This window comes from Leptolyngbya sp. CCNP1308 (assembly GCF_034932455.1).
GTDB lineage: Bacteria > Cyanobacteriota > Cyanobacteriia > Phormidesmidales > Phormidesmidaceae > Nodosilinea.
This window is the reverse complement of the sequence record NZ_JAYGIH010000044.1, coordinates 1-16,140: the sequence shown is the minus strand read 5'-3', so window position 1 is coordinate 16,140 and position 16,140 is coordinate 1. Positions and strand designations below refer to the sequence as shown.

The window sequence follows — 16,140 nt, the reverse complement described above, 5'->3', positions numbered from 1 at the left end:
GAGTCAATGACGCGGTTGAACGCGCCGAGTGAATGAAGACAGTCTTGGGTTCATTTGCTGATAGGTTTGCGAACTGACGAGATCACCCACGATCTTGCGGTGGCTCTGGAAAACGGGTTGGGGTCTTACGCTTGAACACTCCGTAGGCGATCGCCAGAAACACGGGTACTGCAACCAGCACCGCTAGCGCCCCGTAGGTCGCGTGATACTCGCTGATGGTGAACAGAGCGGGTGAGGGCAAGGCAGTTCCAGTGATGTTGAACAGGAGTACCCCGCCGATGTTGTTCGCGAAGTGTACGCCGATGGCGAGTTCAGTGGTGCCGTCAATCAACGAGACCACAGTCCACAGCAGACCCGGAACGAGGAAGTAGGTGACGAAGACCGTAAGCCATCCGCCTGCGGACACCTCCGGGTTAAGGAGGTGCGGCAGGGTAAAGATCACGGCTGGCACGATCGCCAGAAAGATACGGTTAGACCAAACCAGGCTCGCGCCCTGCACAACGTATCCGCGAAAGAAAAGCTCCTCCGTTGTCGTCTGGATCGCAGTGAAAAGCAGTGCGATCGGGATGAAGAGAGCGAATGTTAAGAGGTCGGAGTTAAAGGAGAAGGTATCCGGGTAGAACAGATACTGCCCCAGCCCACCGATCAGGCAGTACGGCACAAACCACGCCACGAATCCATGACCGACTCGATGCCAGTTTATCCGCTCCCGCGCTGTGACGAGCGTCCGGGGGTGGCGGCGGTGGACGAGGGAGACAGCGATCAGGACTCCCGCGAGGAAGCACAGGAAACTCGCCATGACAAACAGGTAGTATTCCACAAGCCCGAGTTCCGAGGGGTCTGCCTGGCCGCCGAGCGCGAACGCGACGAGTACGCTGGCACCACTACCGACGATCAGCCACGCAAAGAGGATGATCATCAGCCCCAGAACATACCGCCACCCCCGATACTTACCCCACCGGGCAGCCTCCACGTAGGTAACTTTTTTCGCTTCTGCGATGATTTCCTGCGTTCTTGCGGTATTTTGCATCTTCATCTCCGTTTCCTCTACGGGTGTGCATGGGGTGCTTGGCTCGGGTTGCTGATCATAGTTGCCGATAGTTTCAAGATTTGGCGGCGGGTCAGCCCATGCCAGCCAGCACCATGACCGGAACCGTGGGCAGGTTGAAGACGACGTGAACGACGACGGCGGGCCAGACCGAGCCGCTGCGGCGCAGCAGTTCGGCACCAACGAGACCCATCACCAAGGCGGCAGGGAAAACAATATTGACGCCGTGCATAAAGGCGAAGATCAGGGCACTGCCCACGACCCCAAAAAACGGCCGCCCGTGGCGCAGCAGCACGTTGGCGATGACGCCCCGGAAGAGTAGCTCCTCGCCCAGGGGTGTGAGGAGACCAAGAAACAGCGTCGCCAGGATTAAGGACAGCACCCCGCCACTGCCACCTTCGGCGTATACGGTCTGAGGGGTGGAGCTATCCCCGGTGATGGCGATGTAGGCCAGCACCGCCAGCCCCTTGACCATAAAGGCAACGAGTCCGGCTCCGACCCCGATCAGCAGCCACCGCCGAGAGACCGGGCGGACGCCGAAGGGGCTGAGGGATCGGATGCGGAGCAGCACAGCAGCGGCAAACCCGGCGATGCCAGCGATGCCGGAGAGCGCGGTGAAGACCAGGCCGTAGACTACGGGGTCGAGTCCGAGCCGCGAGAGCTGCGAGCCGACTCCGTACCCAACTACCATAAAGACGACAAGGCCAACAATGCCCTCGGGTAAGCGAGGACGTGAAGCCTTGTTGGGTAGGAATGAGGGCGTTGCGGCGGTCTTTTCTGACTCCTGCGGGTGGTTAGAAGGAACTTGAGACATAGCAATAAACTCCTTTAGGGCAACGGGTAAGGCGATCGCGGCGCAGTGAGATAAGAACAACGTGCGCAGGTGCTCAAGCAGCGCTGTGACTAATATTTGAAATGACCCAGCCCTTGAGATGCAGTTGATAGTTGAGCGCAGACTTGATCGCTAGCCACGCTCCCCAAAACTGTCCAATTGAACTCTCATTTACTGTTTGCAATGAATTGACTGTGTATTTGTGGCAGCGAAGGATAAGGTTCCGGGGTACCTGAAACTCTCATTGCAAATTCCCGCAGAAATGCGATCAAACGCCGAAATTATTAATTTTGCGACACAACCACTGGTCTTACTATCTAAAGTGTAGCGAGTTCCGATGCTTGACTGCTTTCAGATTCTTACGATGATTTGTTAAATTCTTATGGTGTTAGCGAACCTGTTTGGGAGTTAAGCCAGTGTGGCGCTTAAACTGTTGCGTTAAGTGGCTTTGACTGGAGAAACCAACTTCTAGGGCGATGTCTGCGATCGCCAAATCCGTTTTTGACAGCATCAATTTCGCTTGTTCAACGCGCTGCTTAATCACGTACTGATGGGGCGAAATCCCCATTGTTCGCTTAAATAAACTGGCAAAGTAAGTTGGGCTGATGTTAACGACACTGGCTAGTTCCGCCAAAGATAAATCTCGATTCAAGTAAGTGTGAATATAATCGATCGCCTGCTGCAACTGGATACGAGTGAAGCTGCTGTTTTGCGATGCGATCGGTTGAGCCAGAGTCGAATAGTGTCGCAGTAAATGAATCACCAGGACTTGAGTGAGTGATTCGACATATAGTTGACCCATCATCCCACCCGATCGCAACTCAGCAAACAGCAGCATGCCAATCTGGTGAAGTTGCAAATCTTGCTGACCGAAACTATGTACAAGCTCGAACCGGTTTGAATCAACATCACAGGCTTCAGCAGCTTGTTGAATAAATTCCGGTTTTAAGCAAATGAATAGCGGAGCGCAGCCGACACCACTTTTATCTCGACGCCAGTAGCTTGGTTGTCCAGCCGGGACAAAGAGATTGTCCCCTTCGTGAAGGATTGATTCATGCAGGCGATCGTCCCGTTTTTGAATCATAGGGGCAGGATTCCCCAGGTGCAAGCTGAGCCAATGGTCTGAGAGAGCTGGGAGTTCTGCCTCAAAATCTGCAACAGGGCTTTGACACTGCTCAACCAAAACGCCATTCCAGTTCATTTGACGACTGGAGAGCATCAGTGGTTTATTAAATCGTTGGCTGAGTTCGAGCGAGTTGAGCAGGTTGCTGGCCATGGAGCTTGCTCTCACCGATTGCTTGCCGTTGCAAGACAAACACTTTTCAGCCCGGTTGTGGCGCAGCAAAAGCGTTCATCAGTCAGGAACACAAAATAGTGACCAGAGTATAAAAACACAGGCTAGCGATCGATACTTCTCTCCTTAGATAGACTTTGCCAACTCCGCCAGGAGCCGATCATTCAGCAGAACTATTCCCGGCTATTGATTCCAGGCCATCGATTCCATCGACTTGTACTGGGTAGGATTGTTTCAGCAACTCAGCAACTTCTTGCGCGATCGCAATTAGGGCATAATTAACGTTAGAGTCATGGAGAAAATCAGTCTGAGGTGTAATCTCATGCTCAGAATTATTCTCGCGTTGCAATATTGAATGCGTCATCGGATAATTCTCAATGAAATACTAATTTGTAATCGACTGGATTAAGATCTCTCGTCACTACCTTGATGCGCGCCGCGTCCCTGGCTGTTGTGGGGAAGAACTTCATCAGTCGGTTGATCTGGGGTTGTATAGACCAGCCGATACTGTGCCTGGGGTGTGCCGAGTGTGTGGAAATAGACGGCATAGTTGAATAGGCCCGCTTGGGATGCGGTGTCCTGTTTCGGCTCAGGGAAACGGGTGCAGAAAAGCCAAATTCGTCCTTGATCCATGCGATGCTGGTGAATCTTGCCCATTTGATTTCAATCGTGTTTTGCAAGACTACATCGTGACTTTTGCAGAGTATTTATGCTGCACTGATGGTTTCATCCTTGGCCTAGGTTTTGACGACGAAGGCTTTTAGTTCGACAATCTTATCGCCGCGAAAGCGCCAGACATCGCAGTACGAGTAATCAGCCGCCTTCCCATCTTCGTCTTTCATTGTGATGTCGCCGAGTGCTGCGACGAAATCATCCTCAGCGATTAAGTTGGCGACCCTAAACTTTGGTGGCTCTACGTATGTCGCTGCCATCCATTGGCGAACGGCTTCTTTGCCCTTAATGGTCTTGTCGCCTACAAACGTCCATTCGATGTCGTCGGCGCAGAACGATAAGAATCCTTCATTGTTGCCTTTAGCGATCGCCGCATTGGCCTTTTCTAAGATGGCTTTATTTTTCTCTGACATCTAAGTTTCTCCTGCGTTTGTGCCTTGGGTTAGTAAAAAGGATACTTTATATGAGTGGCGGTGAAATCGTTGCCCAACGTTCAGCAAGCTTGCCATCTGCTAGCCTCCAAAGTACAAAGCCCTTAAACTCCATCTTTTTTCCTGTAGAAGAATCAGTTCCGCGCCATAGACACCGCACCATAACCTTGTCTTCTTCAGCGATCGTGTCCTCGACTATAACGTGTAAATCGGGATACTTTATGTATGCCTTCTCCATCGTTTGCTTAACTAGCTCAGAACTCACTATTCCTGCAAAAGGTTCTTCATGATCTATAAAGTCAGGTGCGAAGTTCTGGTAAACAATGGCAGAATTCTTGCGGTTTACAATCTCTTCAAAATGATTGTGAACAAATGTTTTATTCTGCTTCAGTGTTTGCTCCATAATGTGAGATAAATCCGTAGCTTCGAGTTATGTAATGTTCCATAAATCTGAAGTGTAGCAAGTCTCCATACTGGATTTCTCCCAGATTCTTATGGTAGTTTTTCGCATTCTTATGGTGTTTAGCGAACCCGTCGCTTTTGCTAGTGGCGCACGAGTTGTGCGTTTAACCCAACGCATCCTTGGAGAGATTTCGCTAACCCAGTAAGCAGACAGTTACTTAAGGGCTGCTATTGCCTCAATCTCAACTAATGTTTCTGGAGAGGCGAGCGAGGCAACGCCGATGCCAGTAATCGCGGGGCGGGAGTCTGCCAGATATTGCGCGAGAATGGGTGCAACATCCTCAAAGAATTCTCCAAATTCACCGCGGATATAGATGCGAAGGTTCAGCAAATTTTCTACAGAGCTTCCCGCTGCATCTAGGACGATCGTCAGGTTATTCAGCACGCTCTTTAGTTGCCCCTCGACGGTATGGGACGAGACTTGGAAGTTCATGTCCCAGTCAACTTGACCAGAAATGTAAACGACACCCGCTGCGGTATCGTTTACAGCGTGGGACAATCCGTGCGGTTTGCCATCATAGCGTTGTGGCGGATTAACAAGTTGCTTTCTCATTGTTTCTAAATCCTTATAGAAGTAGTTGAGGCATTCAGAACGAATTGCTTGGCAGTGGCAAGCCTAATACCGCTGGTGCCACCCGTAACCAGCGCAACTTTTTCTGAGAGTTTTTGTGACATCGTGTTTTCCTGGCTGAGTTTAGGAATTACAAACCTGATTACGTCTAGTTCAAGCAGCTATGCCACCATCAATTTTGAGGCTCGCACCCGTGACAAAAGCGGCTTCAGGGCTGGCAAGATAGGAAACCATGCCAGCCACCTCACTGTCTTTTCCATAGCGACCAAGAGCAATGATGTTAGTTATTTCTTGAGCAGAGTCCTCATCTGCGGGACTCATATCGGTATCGATCGGCCCAGGTTGGATGTTGTTGACCGTGATGCCGCGAGTCCCTAGATCGTGGGCAAGACCATGGGTAAAGCTGGCGATCGCTCCCTTCGTCAACGCATAGACCGAGAGACCGGCAAAGGGGGTGAAATCACTGCTGACGCTGCCAAGCATGATGATTCGCCCTCCCTCGCCCATGTGGCGAGTTGCCTCTTGAGTGGCTACAAAAACGCCTTTGATATTCACCGCCACCAATCGGTCAAATTCCTCCATCGAGAACTGGTCGATCGGTGCTAGAGCCGCAACGCCTGCATTGTTGACGAGAATGTCGAGACGACCGAGGGTGTTGACGGTCTCAGCGACGGCATGTTTTACCGCCTCTACATCAGCACTGTCAGCCCGAATTGCCAGAGCTTTTCCCCCTGCTGCTTCGATATCTCGCACCACCTGATCCGCTTTTTGGGGTGAACTGGTGTAGGTGAGCGCAACGGTTGCCCCATCGCGAGCGAGACGTTTAGCGATCGCCGCTCCTAAACCGCGTGAACCGCCCGTAACCATTGCAACTTTGCCCGCAAGCGTTGTTGTCATGATGTACTCCTTATATGGGTGAAATTTTTGATTCAAGCTTGTGCTTCGATCAGTTTGCCGACGGCATCTGCAATCATCGTTTGCCCCTGGATTGTTTGAACGTGGCTGCCCCCTTCAAAAACAACGTGACCAGAATTGAAGCCGCGCATCATTTCGCTGTAACTGCTGACGGCTTCAGGCGAGAATCCGAATCTGGAAATCGTTGCCTGCCACTCGCTTTCGGGGACAGCGATCGCCTGCACGTCGCGTCTGAGAGCAGCGGCAAATGCGGCAGCAACATCGTTCGGCGAATAGTCTGCTGCACCGTGCAGTTCGATGATGCGCTTGCCCGTCCAATCTTCGGTCATCGCCTGGGCCACGGCACGTCCGATATCTGCGGCGCAAACCATCGGCATCTTGCGCTCAAGCGGCGTGTAGAAACTCGGCAAAATGCCTTGCTCAGCGGCAACCTTCACTACGCTGCTCCAATTTTCCATAAACGCCGCCGCCCGCAAAAAAGCGACGGGAATGTTCAAGTCGCTGAAAAGCATCTCCAAAATATGCGTCGTCAAAATGTTTCCCGTGCCTGAAGCCTGTTGTGAGCCGACCGAAGACAGCAACACGACTTTCTGCGCACCAGAATTTTTGATGGCGGTAACGTAACGCTCACCGATTCCTCTCGCCACCGCGAACATATTAGCGAGGTTGTAGGCAGGCGGGTTCATCGCGTAAACAGCATCCGCGTTCCGCATCGCGTTGGTCATCGCTGCTGAATCGCTTAGGTCTGCAAAAGCAACGTCTGCGCCTTTCGCCCGCCAGGCGGCAGCGGTTTTGTCCGAGCGCAAAACGACGCGCACCAGCTGATTTTTTTCAAGCAAAGCGTCAGCAACCGCAGAACCCGTCTGTCCAGTCGCACCGAAAATTACATACACAAGATTTTCCTCTTGACTCCATGATGGGTTTACATGGTCTGGCTGATTGGGCGGACAACCACTTCGTTAACGTCAACATCGTCCGACTGGGAGACAGCGTATAAAACGGCTCTGGCGATCGCCTCTGAGGGAAGTGCAGTTTTGCGAAATTCTTTTAACAAGCCTTTGGATGACTCATCGGTGATATCGGAGCCAAGCTCAGTGTCAACGACACCTGGAGATATGATGGTGACGCGAATATGTTGTGATTCCTGCCGCAGTCCTTCAGAAATTGCCCAAACCGCATACTTGGTTGCACAGTAAACTGCCGCAGTGGGCACGACCACATGGGCGCCAATAGACGCAGTATTGATGATTTGCCCGCTACCTTGTGCTTCCATAATCGGTAGCCCCGCCGCGATACCATTCAATACGCCCTGGATATTTACATTGATCATGTTGTCCCATTCCTCGACTTTCAGGGCATTCATCGGCGATAGGGGCATCACGCCTGCATTGTTAAAAATGACATCGACGCGACCAAATTTGTCTTTGGCAAATTCAACAAATGCTTTCACATCGTCGCGATCGGTGACATCCACCGCTTTGAATTCTGCTGTGCCACCGGATGCGTGAATTTCCTTAACTAGCTTTTCTAGCTTGTCTGTCCGCCGTGCCCCCAAAACGACTTTTGCACCATTTTGGGCAAGCAGCTTCGCGGTGGCTTCGCCAATACCGCTACTGGCTCCAGTAATAGTAATCACTTTGTTTTCTACATTCAACATGATGAATTTTCCTTTTTTTTTAGTCAGTGTTAATTAAAGAAACATGCCGCCAGAGACTTCAATTCTTTGAGCATTTACCCAGCGGTTATCTTCAGAGAGCAAAGATGCGATCGCACCTCCAATATCATCGGGAAGACCTACACGACCTAACGCGGTTTGCGAAGCGAGGAAGTCGTTGATTTCTGGATTGTCACGGACTGCACCGCCCGCAAAATCTGTTTCGATCGCGCCCGGAGCCACAACATTTACGGCAATCTGTCTGTCTCCTAGTTCTTTGGCCATATATCGAGTCAGCACCTCGATCGCGCCTTTCATGCTGGCGTAAGCTGAGTAGCCCGGCAGCGTAAAGCGAGCAAGACCTGAGGAAAGATTCACAATCCGCCCGCCGTCCTTGAGCAGTGGCAACAGCTTTTGGGTGAGAAAGAAAACGCCCTTGAACTGGAGGTTTATCAGTTGATCAAAATCGTCCTCGGTGGTTTCAGTAAACGGCTTATGGATACCAATGCCTGCATTGTTTACCAGAAAATCAAACTGCTCGGTCTGCCACTTGTCTTGAAGCGTCTGTTTGACCTCTGCTGCAAATTCATCAAAGGGTTTCGTGCTAGAAGCATCCAATTGCAAGGCAGCGGCTTTACCGCCGATTTCTGCAATCTCAGAGACAACACGAATTGCCTCTGCCTCGCTGCTGCGATAGGTCACGATCACATCGACTCCTTTTTTGGCAAGGGCCAAAGCCGTATTTTTGCCCAGGCCTCGGCTCGCCCCTGTGACCAATGCAATCTTTGTATGATTTGTCATGCTTATTCTCGTTGTGAAGTTAGTAATTCAATGAATCTGTGGAGAAGTTTCTCGCAGGAAAAGACCGTTGAACCGTGATGGCTTTACCAACTTTTTTGGGTTGCGCCGTTTTTCCACTGCGCCGTTATTTCCACCATGCTTCAAATCCATCTACGATAGTTAACTTGAGCGTAATAAGTTTCAACACTCAAGTTCTTTCAGATTCTTACAGCGGTTTGTCAGATTCTTATGCTGTCAGCGAATCTGCTTGGGGGTCAGTCCAGTCAGGCGCTTAAAGTGTTGTGTCAGATGACTTTGACTAGAGAAGCCGACTTGTAGGGCGATATCTGCGATCGCCAGATCCGTTCGCTTCAACATCATTTTCGCCCGTTCTACCCGCTGTTGAATCACATACTGGTGCGGCGAAGTTCCTATCGCCTGTTTGAATAAGCTGGCAAAGTAAGTTGGGCTGATATTGATCACGCTTGCCAGTTCAGTTAGCGATAAATCTTGTTCGAGGTAAGTGTGAATGTAATCGATTGCCTGCTGCACCTGTTTGTAAGCTAAGCTTCTATTATCAGGCGTGATAATTTTTACCACCCCAGAATAGTGGCGCAACAGATGAATCACCAACGTTTGAGACAACGATTCGACATACAATTTACCCATCATGCTATCTGAGCGCAGTTCAGCTAGCAGCAGCATGGCGATTTGCTGAAGCTGCAAGTCTTGCTTGGCAAAATGGTTCACTAGATCGAGCCGCTCTGTATCCACTTCAGCAGCTTCAGCAACTTGTTTGACGAGTCTCGGTTGCAGGTGAATATATAGTTCTGTTTGGCGTGCTTCACTTCTTGGACAACACCAGTGGCTTGGTTGCCCAGCCGGAACTAAAAGACTATCCCCCTGTTGAAAGATGGATTCATGCAAACAATAGTCTGACTTTTGACTGATATAAGTAGGATGTCCCAGCGGCAAAATCAGCCAATGCTCAGACAGGGCAGGAAGTTCCTTCTCTTCTGTTTTTTCTGGGGAAGAATATTGATGCTGCTCAACCAAGATGCCATCCCAGCCCATTTGCTGACTGGATAGCACCGTAGTTCGATTCAACCGTTGAATAAGTTCGCTCGCTCCAAGCAGGGTACTTGCCATCAGCTTTGTCCTTAAAACTTAACTCGTTGAATTGCAAAATCCTGCCTAGGCTAGTGTGTGAGCCTAACTCAACGGATGAATCACAGAGTTTTTCCATAAGTTAGAAATGAACCAAGTCACTGATTATTCCGGCTGAAGAAAGTCCAGCAACGCAGGATTAACCTGGTCAGTGTGAGTCCAATTGATGGCGTGCGGCCCGCCAGGAATAACCACAAGCTGACTGTTTTTAATCAGCTTTGGCAGTCTTGCTGCGGTGGACTCAAGCGGCAAAATGCGATCGGCATCGCCATGAATGATCAGGGTTGGTACATCAATGCGGGGCAGATCGTCGCGGAAATCGGTCAGCCAAGACGGGACACAGTCCAAAGTCCCTTTAGCAGAAGCCCCTGCGGCCACATTCCAACTTGCCTGAATGGCTTCATTGCTGATGCGATCGCCCAGCAGCACATCCACATTAAAGAATTCTCTAAAAAATGCAGAAAAGTAGGCTGGTCGGTCTTCAACAATCGCTTTCATGATGCCGTCGAAAACGCTTTGATCAACGCCTTCAGGATTATCATCGGTCTTCAGCAAAAAGGGCGGCACTGGGGCCATCAGCACGGCCTTCTGCACCCGCTCTGAGCCATATTTGCCAAGATAGCGCGTGACTTCGCCTGTTCCCATTGAGAAGCCGACCAGCACGGTATCCTGCAAGTCAAGCTTGGTCATCAGCGCGTTCAAATCCGCTGCAAAGGTATCGTAGTCGTAGCCAGACGAAGGTTGGCTGGAAGCACCAAACCCTCGGCGATCGTAGGTAATCACTCGATATCCTGCATTCAGCAGCACTAAGACCTGCTTTTCCCAGGAATGGCCGCTGAGGGGAAAACCGTGAATGAGAACAATTGGTTGACCTGCTCCCAGATCTTCGTAGTAGAGATCGATGGTTGCAGAATTTTCTTGGCCGACAGTAACGTAAGGCATTGCAAGCTCCTATGGATAACGCATTAGATTCTCGTCTGACTCAACCTGAGCGTAGTGAGTTCTAATGCTTGGTTTCTTTCAGATTCTTAGGGTGTTTTGTCAGAATCTCGCGCAATAAGTTTCTCAGCTGCCGCAGCCGAGTCAAAGGCCAGAGCACCAATCCCCTCGCTGATCGCCATGCCTCCACCGGTCAGCTCCAAGATCAACCGGTTGAGGCCAGGGGTTCGCAGAAGCTCCACGATGGTCGCAGCGACGTCGTCGCGGGCGATTTCGGTGTGGAACTTGGCGAGGCCCAGGTCAACCCGTCCCGTCCCAGGCTCGTTTGTCAGTGCGGACGGGCGCACGATCAACCAGTCGAGGTCGGTCAGAACTAATTGCGTCTCAGCCTTCTTCTTCTCGACCATATAGTGTTCGAACGACGCATCCATGCGCCGCTCGCGCCATGCCTCGGGAAAGACCGAGACGAGGATGAAGCGACGCACCCCGGCGCGTTCCGCTGCGGTGGCCAGTTTCCTCGGCCCGTCGCCGTCCACGCGGGTGGTCGCCTCGTCGTTCTCCTTGCCACCCGCGCCGGCGCTAAACACGATCGCATCGCAGCCGCGCATGGTTGCAGCCAGGTCTTCGACCGACATCGCCACCAGATCGCCCCGCACCGTCTGGATCCCGCCCAAGGCAAGCGCCTCTGCCTGCTCTGGTCGCCGCACGAGACCGATGGGTTCGTCGCCCGCCTCGGCAAGTTGTTTCGCCACTCGGCGACCGATGCCGCCAGCGATGCCGATGATGAAGACCTTCATAAGCTACTTAACTTCTTGAGGGTGGCGATCGCGGGTGACCAGGCGCTGGGCGGCCGGGGCCGACGAGGCCGGGTTCTGGCCGGTGATCAGCAGGCCGTCCTCCACGACGTAGGGGCCCCAGTCCGGACCACTCGAATAGATGCCGCCCTTGGCCTTCAGTTCGTCCTCCACGAGGAACGGCACCACCTCGGTCAGTCCTACGGCAGCTTCCTCGGTATTGGTGAAACCGGTCACCTGCTTGCCCTCGACCAGCGGCCGGCCCTCGGCGGTTTTCACGTGGCGCAGTACGCCCGGCCCATGGCAGACCAGCGCGACTGGCTTATTTGCCACGATGAAACTCTCGATCAAGGCGGACGAGTCCTTGCTCTCGGCCAGATCCCACATCGGACCATGGCCGCCGGGGTAGAACACCGTGTCGAAGTCGTCCGCAGCGACGTCGGCGAGCTTCACGGTGTTTGCCAGTGCCTTGCTAGCCTCGGCGTCTGCCTCGAATCGACGGGTGTCGTCGGTCTGGAAGTCGGGCTCGTTGCTCTTCGGATCGAGCGGCGGCTGGCCGCCCTTCGGAGAGGCGAGCGTGATCTCGTAGCCAGCCTCCTTGAACACATAATAGGGAGCGGCCAGCTCTTCGAGCCAGAAGCCGGTCTTGCGACCGGTGTCGCCAAGCTGGTCGTGAGACGTCAGAACCATCAGAACTTTCATATTCATTTTCCTTTCGCTAGTGATTAGGGCGTGCTTTCTACTCAGATCCGCGACGGAAGCCTGGGGACATAGACCGGTTCCGGTGTTGCAATGCGATCGCGCTCAGGAACGCCGATCGCCTGGACTCTCCAGCAGCCACCCGGGGTATTCAACCGGTAGCCTGCTGGCGGCATCCAGTTGTGCGAGGTCGTCATCGCTCAACTGGATGCTGGTCGCCTGCACGTTCTCGGTGAGTTGCTCGACCCGCTTTGCACCGAGGATGACTGCGGTTACGACCGGCTGATGCAGGAGCCAGGCGATGGCGATCTGGCCCGTAGTGGCACCATGCCGCTGAGCGATGGTCTTGAGAACCGCGATCAGCGGTTCGCCACGCCCGCGATCGATCGGCGGAAAGTCCAGATCCTTGAGTCTGCCGCCCGTGCCGTCACCGCCCCCGGAATATTTTCCGGTCAGGTAGCCACCAGCCAGGGGGCTCCACACCAATAGGCCGACCCGCTCGGAGGTCAGCATCGGCGCGATCTCGCGCTCCAGGTCTCGGCCTACCAGCGTGTAATACGCCTGCAGCGAGACGATGGGTGCGAGACCCCTGGCTCTGCCGATCCCAAGTGCCTTCATGACCTGCCAGGCGGCCCAGTTCGACAGGCCGATATAGCGGACATCACCGGCGCGAACAAGGACATCCAGAGCTTCGAGCGTTTCCTCGATCGGCGTCGAGGGGTCGAAGGCGTGGATCTGATAGAGGTCAATATGCTCCAGGCCGAGCCGTTTCAAGCTGGCACGGCACTCGCTCAGGATGTGGCGGCGCGAGGTGCCGCGCCTGTTTGGCCCTTCGCCCATGGCGGAGGCCACCTTCGTGGCGATCACGACGTCATCCCTCGGCACGCCGAGATTGCGCAGCGACTGACCGAGCATGATCTCGCTTCGACCGTCGGCGTAGACATTGGCTGTGTCAAAGAAATTGATGCCTAATTCGAGGGCCGACTTGACCAAGACATCAGCCTCGTCTTGCCCGAGCTTGCCGACCTGCCCCCATATTCCATCGGTGCCCCCAAACGTCATGGCACCGAAGCAGAGTTCGGATACGAACAGTCCGCTGTCGCCCAGCTTGCGCATGGGCATTTTCCCAATCTGATTCTGATTAGTCATGTCTTCTCCTCTAGGTTCCCAGGCCGCCCGCCACGTCGATCACGCCGCTAGTTCTGTAGCCGCCGTGTGGCCCTGCCAGGCACATGGTTTACTCCGTTGACCTGTCCCAAGATCTTCGGAGTAGAGTTCAATGGGTGCAGAATTGTTTTGACTGACAGTAACGTAGGGCATTGAAATCTCCGATGAATCCTGCGTCGGATTCTGGTCTGATTTAACTTAAGTTTGATAGATTCCAATACTCGATTTCTTTCGGATTCTTATGGTGATTTATCAGATTCTTAAGCGGCGCATTGTCTTCTGCATAGTGAAAAGTAGACCCTTTGACATTCCCGTAACGGTTTTACCGATCTTGTTCACGGCGGCATCAAGTTCAGGCTGACGACGACCTGTGGTAAGGCCTTAGGTACCTTCAGCGACAAGTCGCTTGGTTGGGGAAAGGCCGATTTCGCTGGTGCCGCCCGTGGCAAGCGCAACTTTGTTTGATACGAAATCTGAGTTGGGAAACCCCGATTCATAATCAGGAACCCCGTAGGGACGTAGCATGCTATGCCCCTACAAATCGGGGGTATTCAGTTAGGATTTGGTACGAGAGTTTTTGCGCCACTGTGGTTTTCGGCGTTGCCGAATGGCGGTACGATTGCGCGGAATTCTGAATGAGTCTGCAAAATCTACAGCGTTTGGTTCATACATTGAGTCAGCAACGTCTGGTTTTCTAATCGAGTTCAGGAAGTACAAATACGTCTCGTTCAAGCGGTAAAGCCGCCATTAATGTTGAGGCTCGCGCCCGTGACAAAAGCGGCTTCAGGATTGGCGAGATAAGAGACCATGCCAGCCACCTCGTAGCCCTGTCCGTAGCGATCGAGGGCAATCGCCTGGGTCATGACTGCAGCAAGGTCTCCATCTGCAGGATTCATACCGGTGGGGGAATCGCTGGCCTCCAATGCTCATGCTAGGCTTAGCGATCGCGCCCCCGGCGCAAAAGCCCCCTGGGCCCCGGTCATGGCGATCGAGACTGTATCGTAGGCGGCATTGTTCGTGTCGATGGCGTTGACCTCAATGCGGTCGGCATAGACGCTAAAGGCGGTAAACCCGAGCTGAGAGCTGGCGGCAGCCGTCCAGTCAGAGCGGCCCACCGAGCGCAGCTTCGCGCCGTTGCCCGAGGTGATGTAGGTGGTGCCGTCGATCGGCTCGGTTCTTTCGTAGTTGTGGTCGTGGCCGTTGATATAGAGCTGTACGCCGTGCTCGGCAAACAGGGGCGAGAGATCGTCAATCAGCGGCTGTTGGGAGCCATGCTGGCCCGAAGAATAGACCGGATGGTGGGCAAACACAATTTTCCAGGGAGCCTGCGATCGCCGCAGTGCAGTCTCAAACCAGGCGAGTTGGGTGCGCCAGGGCGATTTGTCGTCGCTATCGAGGGCCTGGGTGGTGTCTAGGGCAAAAAACTGCACCGCCTGCTGAGTAAAGGTGTAGTATCGCCCGGCCATGTTGTAGCCGGGATAGTTAAGCTGGTCTTCCCCGTGGTTGGTGCGCACGTCGTGGTTGCCTAAGACGGCATAAAACTTTGTATTTTGCCGCAGCAGTTCGGCGTAGGGCTGCTCAAAAACCCGACCAACTTTCTCGATTTCTCCATTTTCATAGATGTTGTCCCCCGTGAGCAAAACGAGGGGAGAAGGGGTCACCCGCTGATGCTGAATCATGGCCTGGGCTACGGCATGCTGTGCTCGTTCCCCTGTCCCCACATCCCCTGCCGCCATAAAGTTAATCAGGGCATCATTCCCTGCGGCAGTGTTGGCTAAATAGTTGCTCGCAGGGGCTTGAGGCCAATAGCGCCGCCCTACCGCTGCGGTAAAACCACCGAGGCCTAAGGCCAATAGTGCTCGACGTTTCAAGGTTGCTAGCTCCGCTAACGCTACCAATATCGAGTGTCTATGCTCTGGCGAGAACCCTATTTAGTCAAGCGAGATCCTTGAGAGATCTCCTATTCTTCATGTTCTTCATGCCGGGTTAATGGCCCCCGGTTGAGACAGGGCGATCGCCCCATGGCCAAAAGCTTGCTCGTGCTAGAGCAGACTCGGGGCGAAAAGCGCTCTATGCCCCGCCCAACCGCAGCGCCGAGCGGGGATAGTTGGCGGCTTACAGCAGGATGGTTTTGGTCAAAATGACCATCCACGTCATCCCTGTTGGGGCAGCGGTCTCAACGACTGTGCTGGACGATGAGGGCACAGGAATGGGATCGCTCCAATCGTTGGGGTCGGCGTAGCCGTAGGCGTGGAGGATTTTGATGGTGCGGTCTATGGCTGCCCGGCTGCCGTAGAGCAGATGGCGCAAGCGCTCTGGGCGGGGATGGGGCTGGGCGGGCTGGGCAAGGGGTCAGGTTTGACGCGCCAGAGGCGTCGGGTTCAAGATATTCAAACATCGGTTCTGTTTTCCTTTTTTGGGTTGAGGAAGACAGAACGCGAAAACCCCAGCCACCCGCAGTTGAAGTGCAAACTGGAGTGACTAGGGTACGATCTCCCTAGCCTCGCAATCTGCTGTCGAGATTTGCGGGGTTAGCGTGCGATTCGTTCTCTCGAAATGGATCTAGCATCCAGGGATGAGAGGCAGGTTTGCCTCGGTAAGCCTGACAACTCAAGGATGGTGAGGGTGCGATTCCCTCCCTTCAGGTGATGAAGTGACAGCATAAGCCCTTCGGTAGCGACTGGTCCTCAATCCGAAAAGCGGGCTTAACCGCAG

General features: G+C 53.4%; 19 protein-coding genes. All 19 read right to left on the bottom strand.

From position 1 onward, the window contains the following. Positions 1-82: 82 nt before the first annotated feature. A complete protein-coding gene (locus tag VB780_RS13265; protein ID WP_323351637.1) occupies positions 83-1,036 on the bottom strand; it encodes a type II CAAX endopeptidase family protein in 954 nt (317 codons plus the stop codon). A gap of 85 nt (positions 1,037-1,121) precedes the next feature. Beyond that, entirely contained in the window at positions 1,122-1,862 is a 741-nt protein-coding gene (locus VB780_RS13260) for a type II CAAX endopeptidase family protein (RefSeq protein ID WP_323351636.1), read from the bottom strand. Between the two features lie 406 nt (positions 1,863-2,268). Next, positions 2,269-3,156: an AraC family transcriptional regulator gene (locus VB780_RS13255; protein ID WP_323351635.1), complete on the bottom strand. Its 888-nt coding sequence runs from the start codon at positions 3,154-3,156 to the stop codon at positions 2,269-2,271. Between the two features lie 178 nt (positions 3,157-3,334). Beyond that, positions 3,335-3,538: a hypothetical protein gene (locus VB780_RS13250; protein ID WP_323351634.1), complete on the bottom strand. Its 204-nt coding sequence runs from the start codon at positions 3,536-3,538 to the stop codon at positions 3,335-3,337. 373 nt (positions 3,539-3,911) lie between these two features. After that, positions 3,912-4,259 carry a nuclear transport factor 2 family protein gene (locus VB780_RS13245; protein WP_323351633.1) on the bottom strand — a complete coding sequence of 116 codons (348 nt, stop codon included), beginning with the start codon at positions 4,257-4,259 and terminating at the stop codon, positions 3,912-3,914. 46 nt (positions 4,260-4,305) lie between these two features. After that, the gene (locus tag VB780_RS13240; RefSeq protein WP_323351632.1) at positions 4,306-4,680 is read right to left on the bottom strand and encodes an ester cyclase; all 375 of its coding nucleotides are present in this window, start codon (positions 4,678-4,680) and stop codon (positions 4,306-4,308) included. A 213-nt stretch (positions 4,681-4,893) separates the two neighbouring features. Continuing rightward, entirely contained in the window at positions 4,894-5,292 is a 399-nt protein-coding gene (locus VB780_RS13235) for a RidA family protein (protein WP_323351631.1), read from the bottom strand. Positions 5,293-5,463: 171 nt separating this feature from the next. After that, the gene (locus VB780_RS13230; protein ID WP_323351630.1) at positions 5,464-6,207 is read right to left on the bottom strand and encodes a 3-oxoacyl-ACP reductase family protein; all 744 of its coding nucleotides are present in this window, start codon (positions 6,205-6,207) and stop codon (positions 5,464-5,466) included. A 32-nt stretch (positions 6,208-6,239) separates the two neighbouring features. Next, the gene (locus VB780_RS13225; protein ID WP_323351629.1) at positions 6,240-7,118 is read right to left on the bottom strand and encodes an NmrA family NAD(P)-binding protein; all 879 of its coding nucleotides are present in this window, start codon (positions 7,116-7,118) and stop codon (positions 6,240-6,242) included. Between the two features lie 29 nt (positions 7,119-7,147). Next, positions 7,148-7,882 (bottom strand): SDR family oxidoreductase, encoded by a 735-nt coding sequence (locus VB780_RS13220; protein ID WP_323351628.1) that lies wholly within the window; start codon positions 7,880-7,882, stop codon positions 7,148-7,150. Between the two features lie 33 nt (positions 7,883-7,915). Then, a complete protein-coding gene (locus VB780_RS13215; RefSeq protein ID WP_323351627.1) occupies positions 7,916-8,680 on the bottom strand; it encodes an SDR family NAD(P)-dependent oxidoreductase in 765 nt (254 codons plus the stop codon). A gap of 234 nt (positions 8,681-8,914) precedes the next feature. Then, complete coding sequence (locus VB780_RS13210) at positions 8,915-9,808, bottom strand: AraC family transcriptional regulator (RefSeq protein WP_323351626.1); 894 nt, start codon at positions 9,806-9,808, stop codon at positions 8,915-8,917. A 123-nt stretch (positions 9,809-9,931) separates the two neighbouring features. Beyond that, positions 9,932-10,768 (bottom strand): alpha/beta hydrolase, encoded by an 837-nt coding sequence (locus VB780_RS13205; RefSeq protein ID WP_323351625.1) that lies wholly within the window; start codon positions 10,766-10,768, stop codon positions 9,932-9,934. Between the two features lie 86 nt (positions 10,769-10,854). Continuing rightward, positions 10,855-11,562 carry an SDR family oxidoreductase gene (locus tag VB780_RS13200; RefSeq protein WP_323351624.1) on the bottom strand — a complete coding sequence of 236 codons (708 nt, stop codon included), beginning with the start codon at positions 11,560-11,562 and terminating at the stop codon, positions 10,855-10,857. 3 nt (positions 11,563-11,565) lie between these two features. Continuing rightward, positions 11,566-12,261 (bottom strand): type 1 glutamine amidotransferase domain-containing protein, encoded by a 696-nt coding sequence (locus tag VB780_RS13195; RefSeq protein WP_323351623.1) that lies wholly within the window; start codon positions 12,259-12,261, stop codon positions 11,566-11,568. A 102-nt stretch (positions 12,262-12,363) separates the two neighbouring features. Further along, positions 12,364-13,407 (bottom strand): aldo/keto reductase, encoded by a 1,044-nt coding sequence (locus tag VB780_RS13190; RefSeq protein ID WP_323351622.1) that lies wholly within the window; start codon positions 13,405-13,407, stop codon positions 12,364-12,366. A 746-nt stretch (positions 13,408-14,153) separates the two neighbouring features. After that, positions 14,154-14,321: an SDR family oxidoreductase gene (locus VB780_RS13185; protein ID WP_323351621.1), complete on the bottom strand. Its 168-nt coding sequence runs from the start codon at positions 14,319-14,321 to the stop codon at positions 14,154-14,156. A 30-nt stretch (positions 14,322-14,351) separates the two neighbouring features. Beyond that, positions 14,352-15,296 carry a metallophosphoesterase gene (locus VB780_RS13180; protein ID WP_323351620.1) on the bottom strand — a complete coding sequence of 315 codons (945 nt, stop codon included), beginning with the start codon at positions 15,294-15,296 and terminating at the stop codon, positions 14,352-14,354. Positions 15,297-15,540: 244 nt separating this feature from the next. Continuing rightward, positions 15,541-15,735, bottom strand: a complete 195-nt coding sequence (locus VB780_RS13175; RefSeq protein WP_323351619.1) for a hypothetical protein — start codon at positions 15,733-15,735, stop codon at positions 15,541-15,543. Positions 15,736-16,140 lie beyond the last annotated feature (405 nt).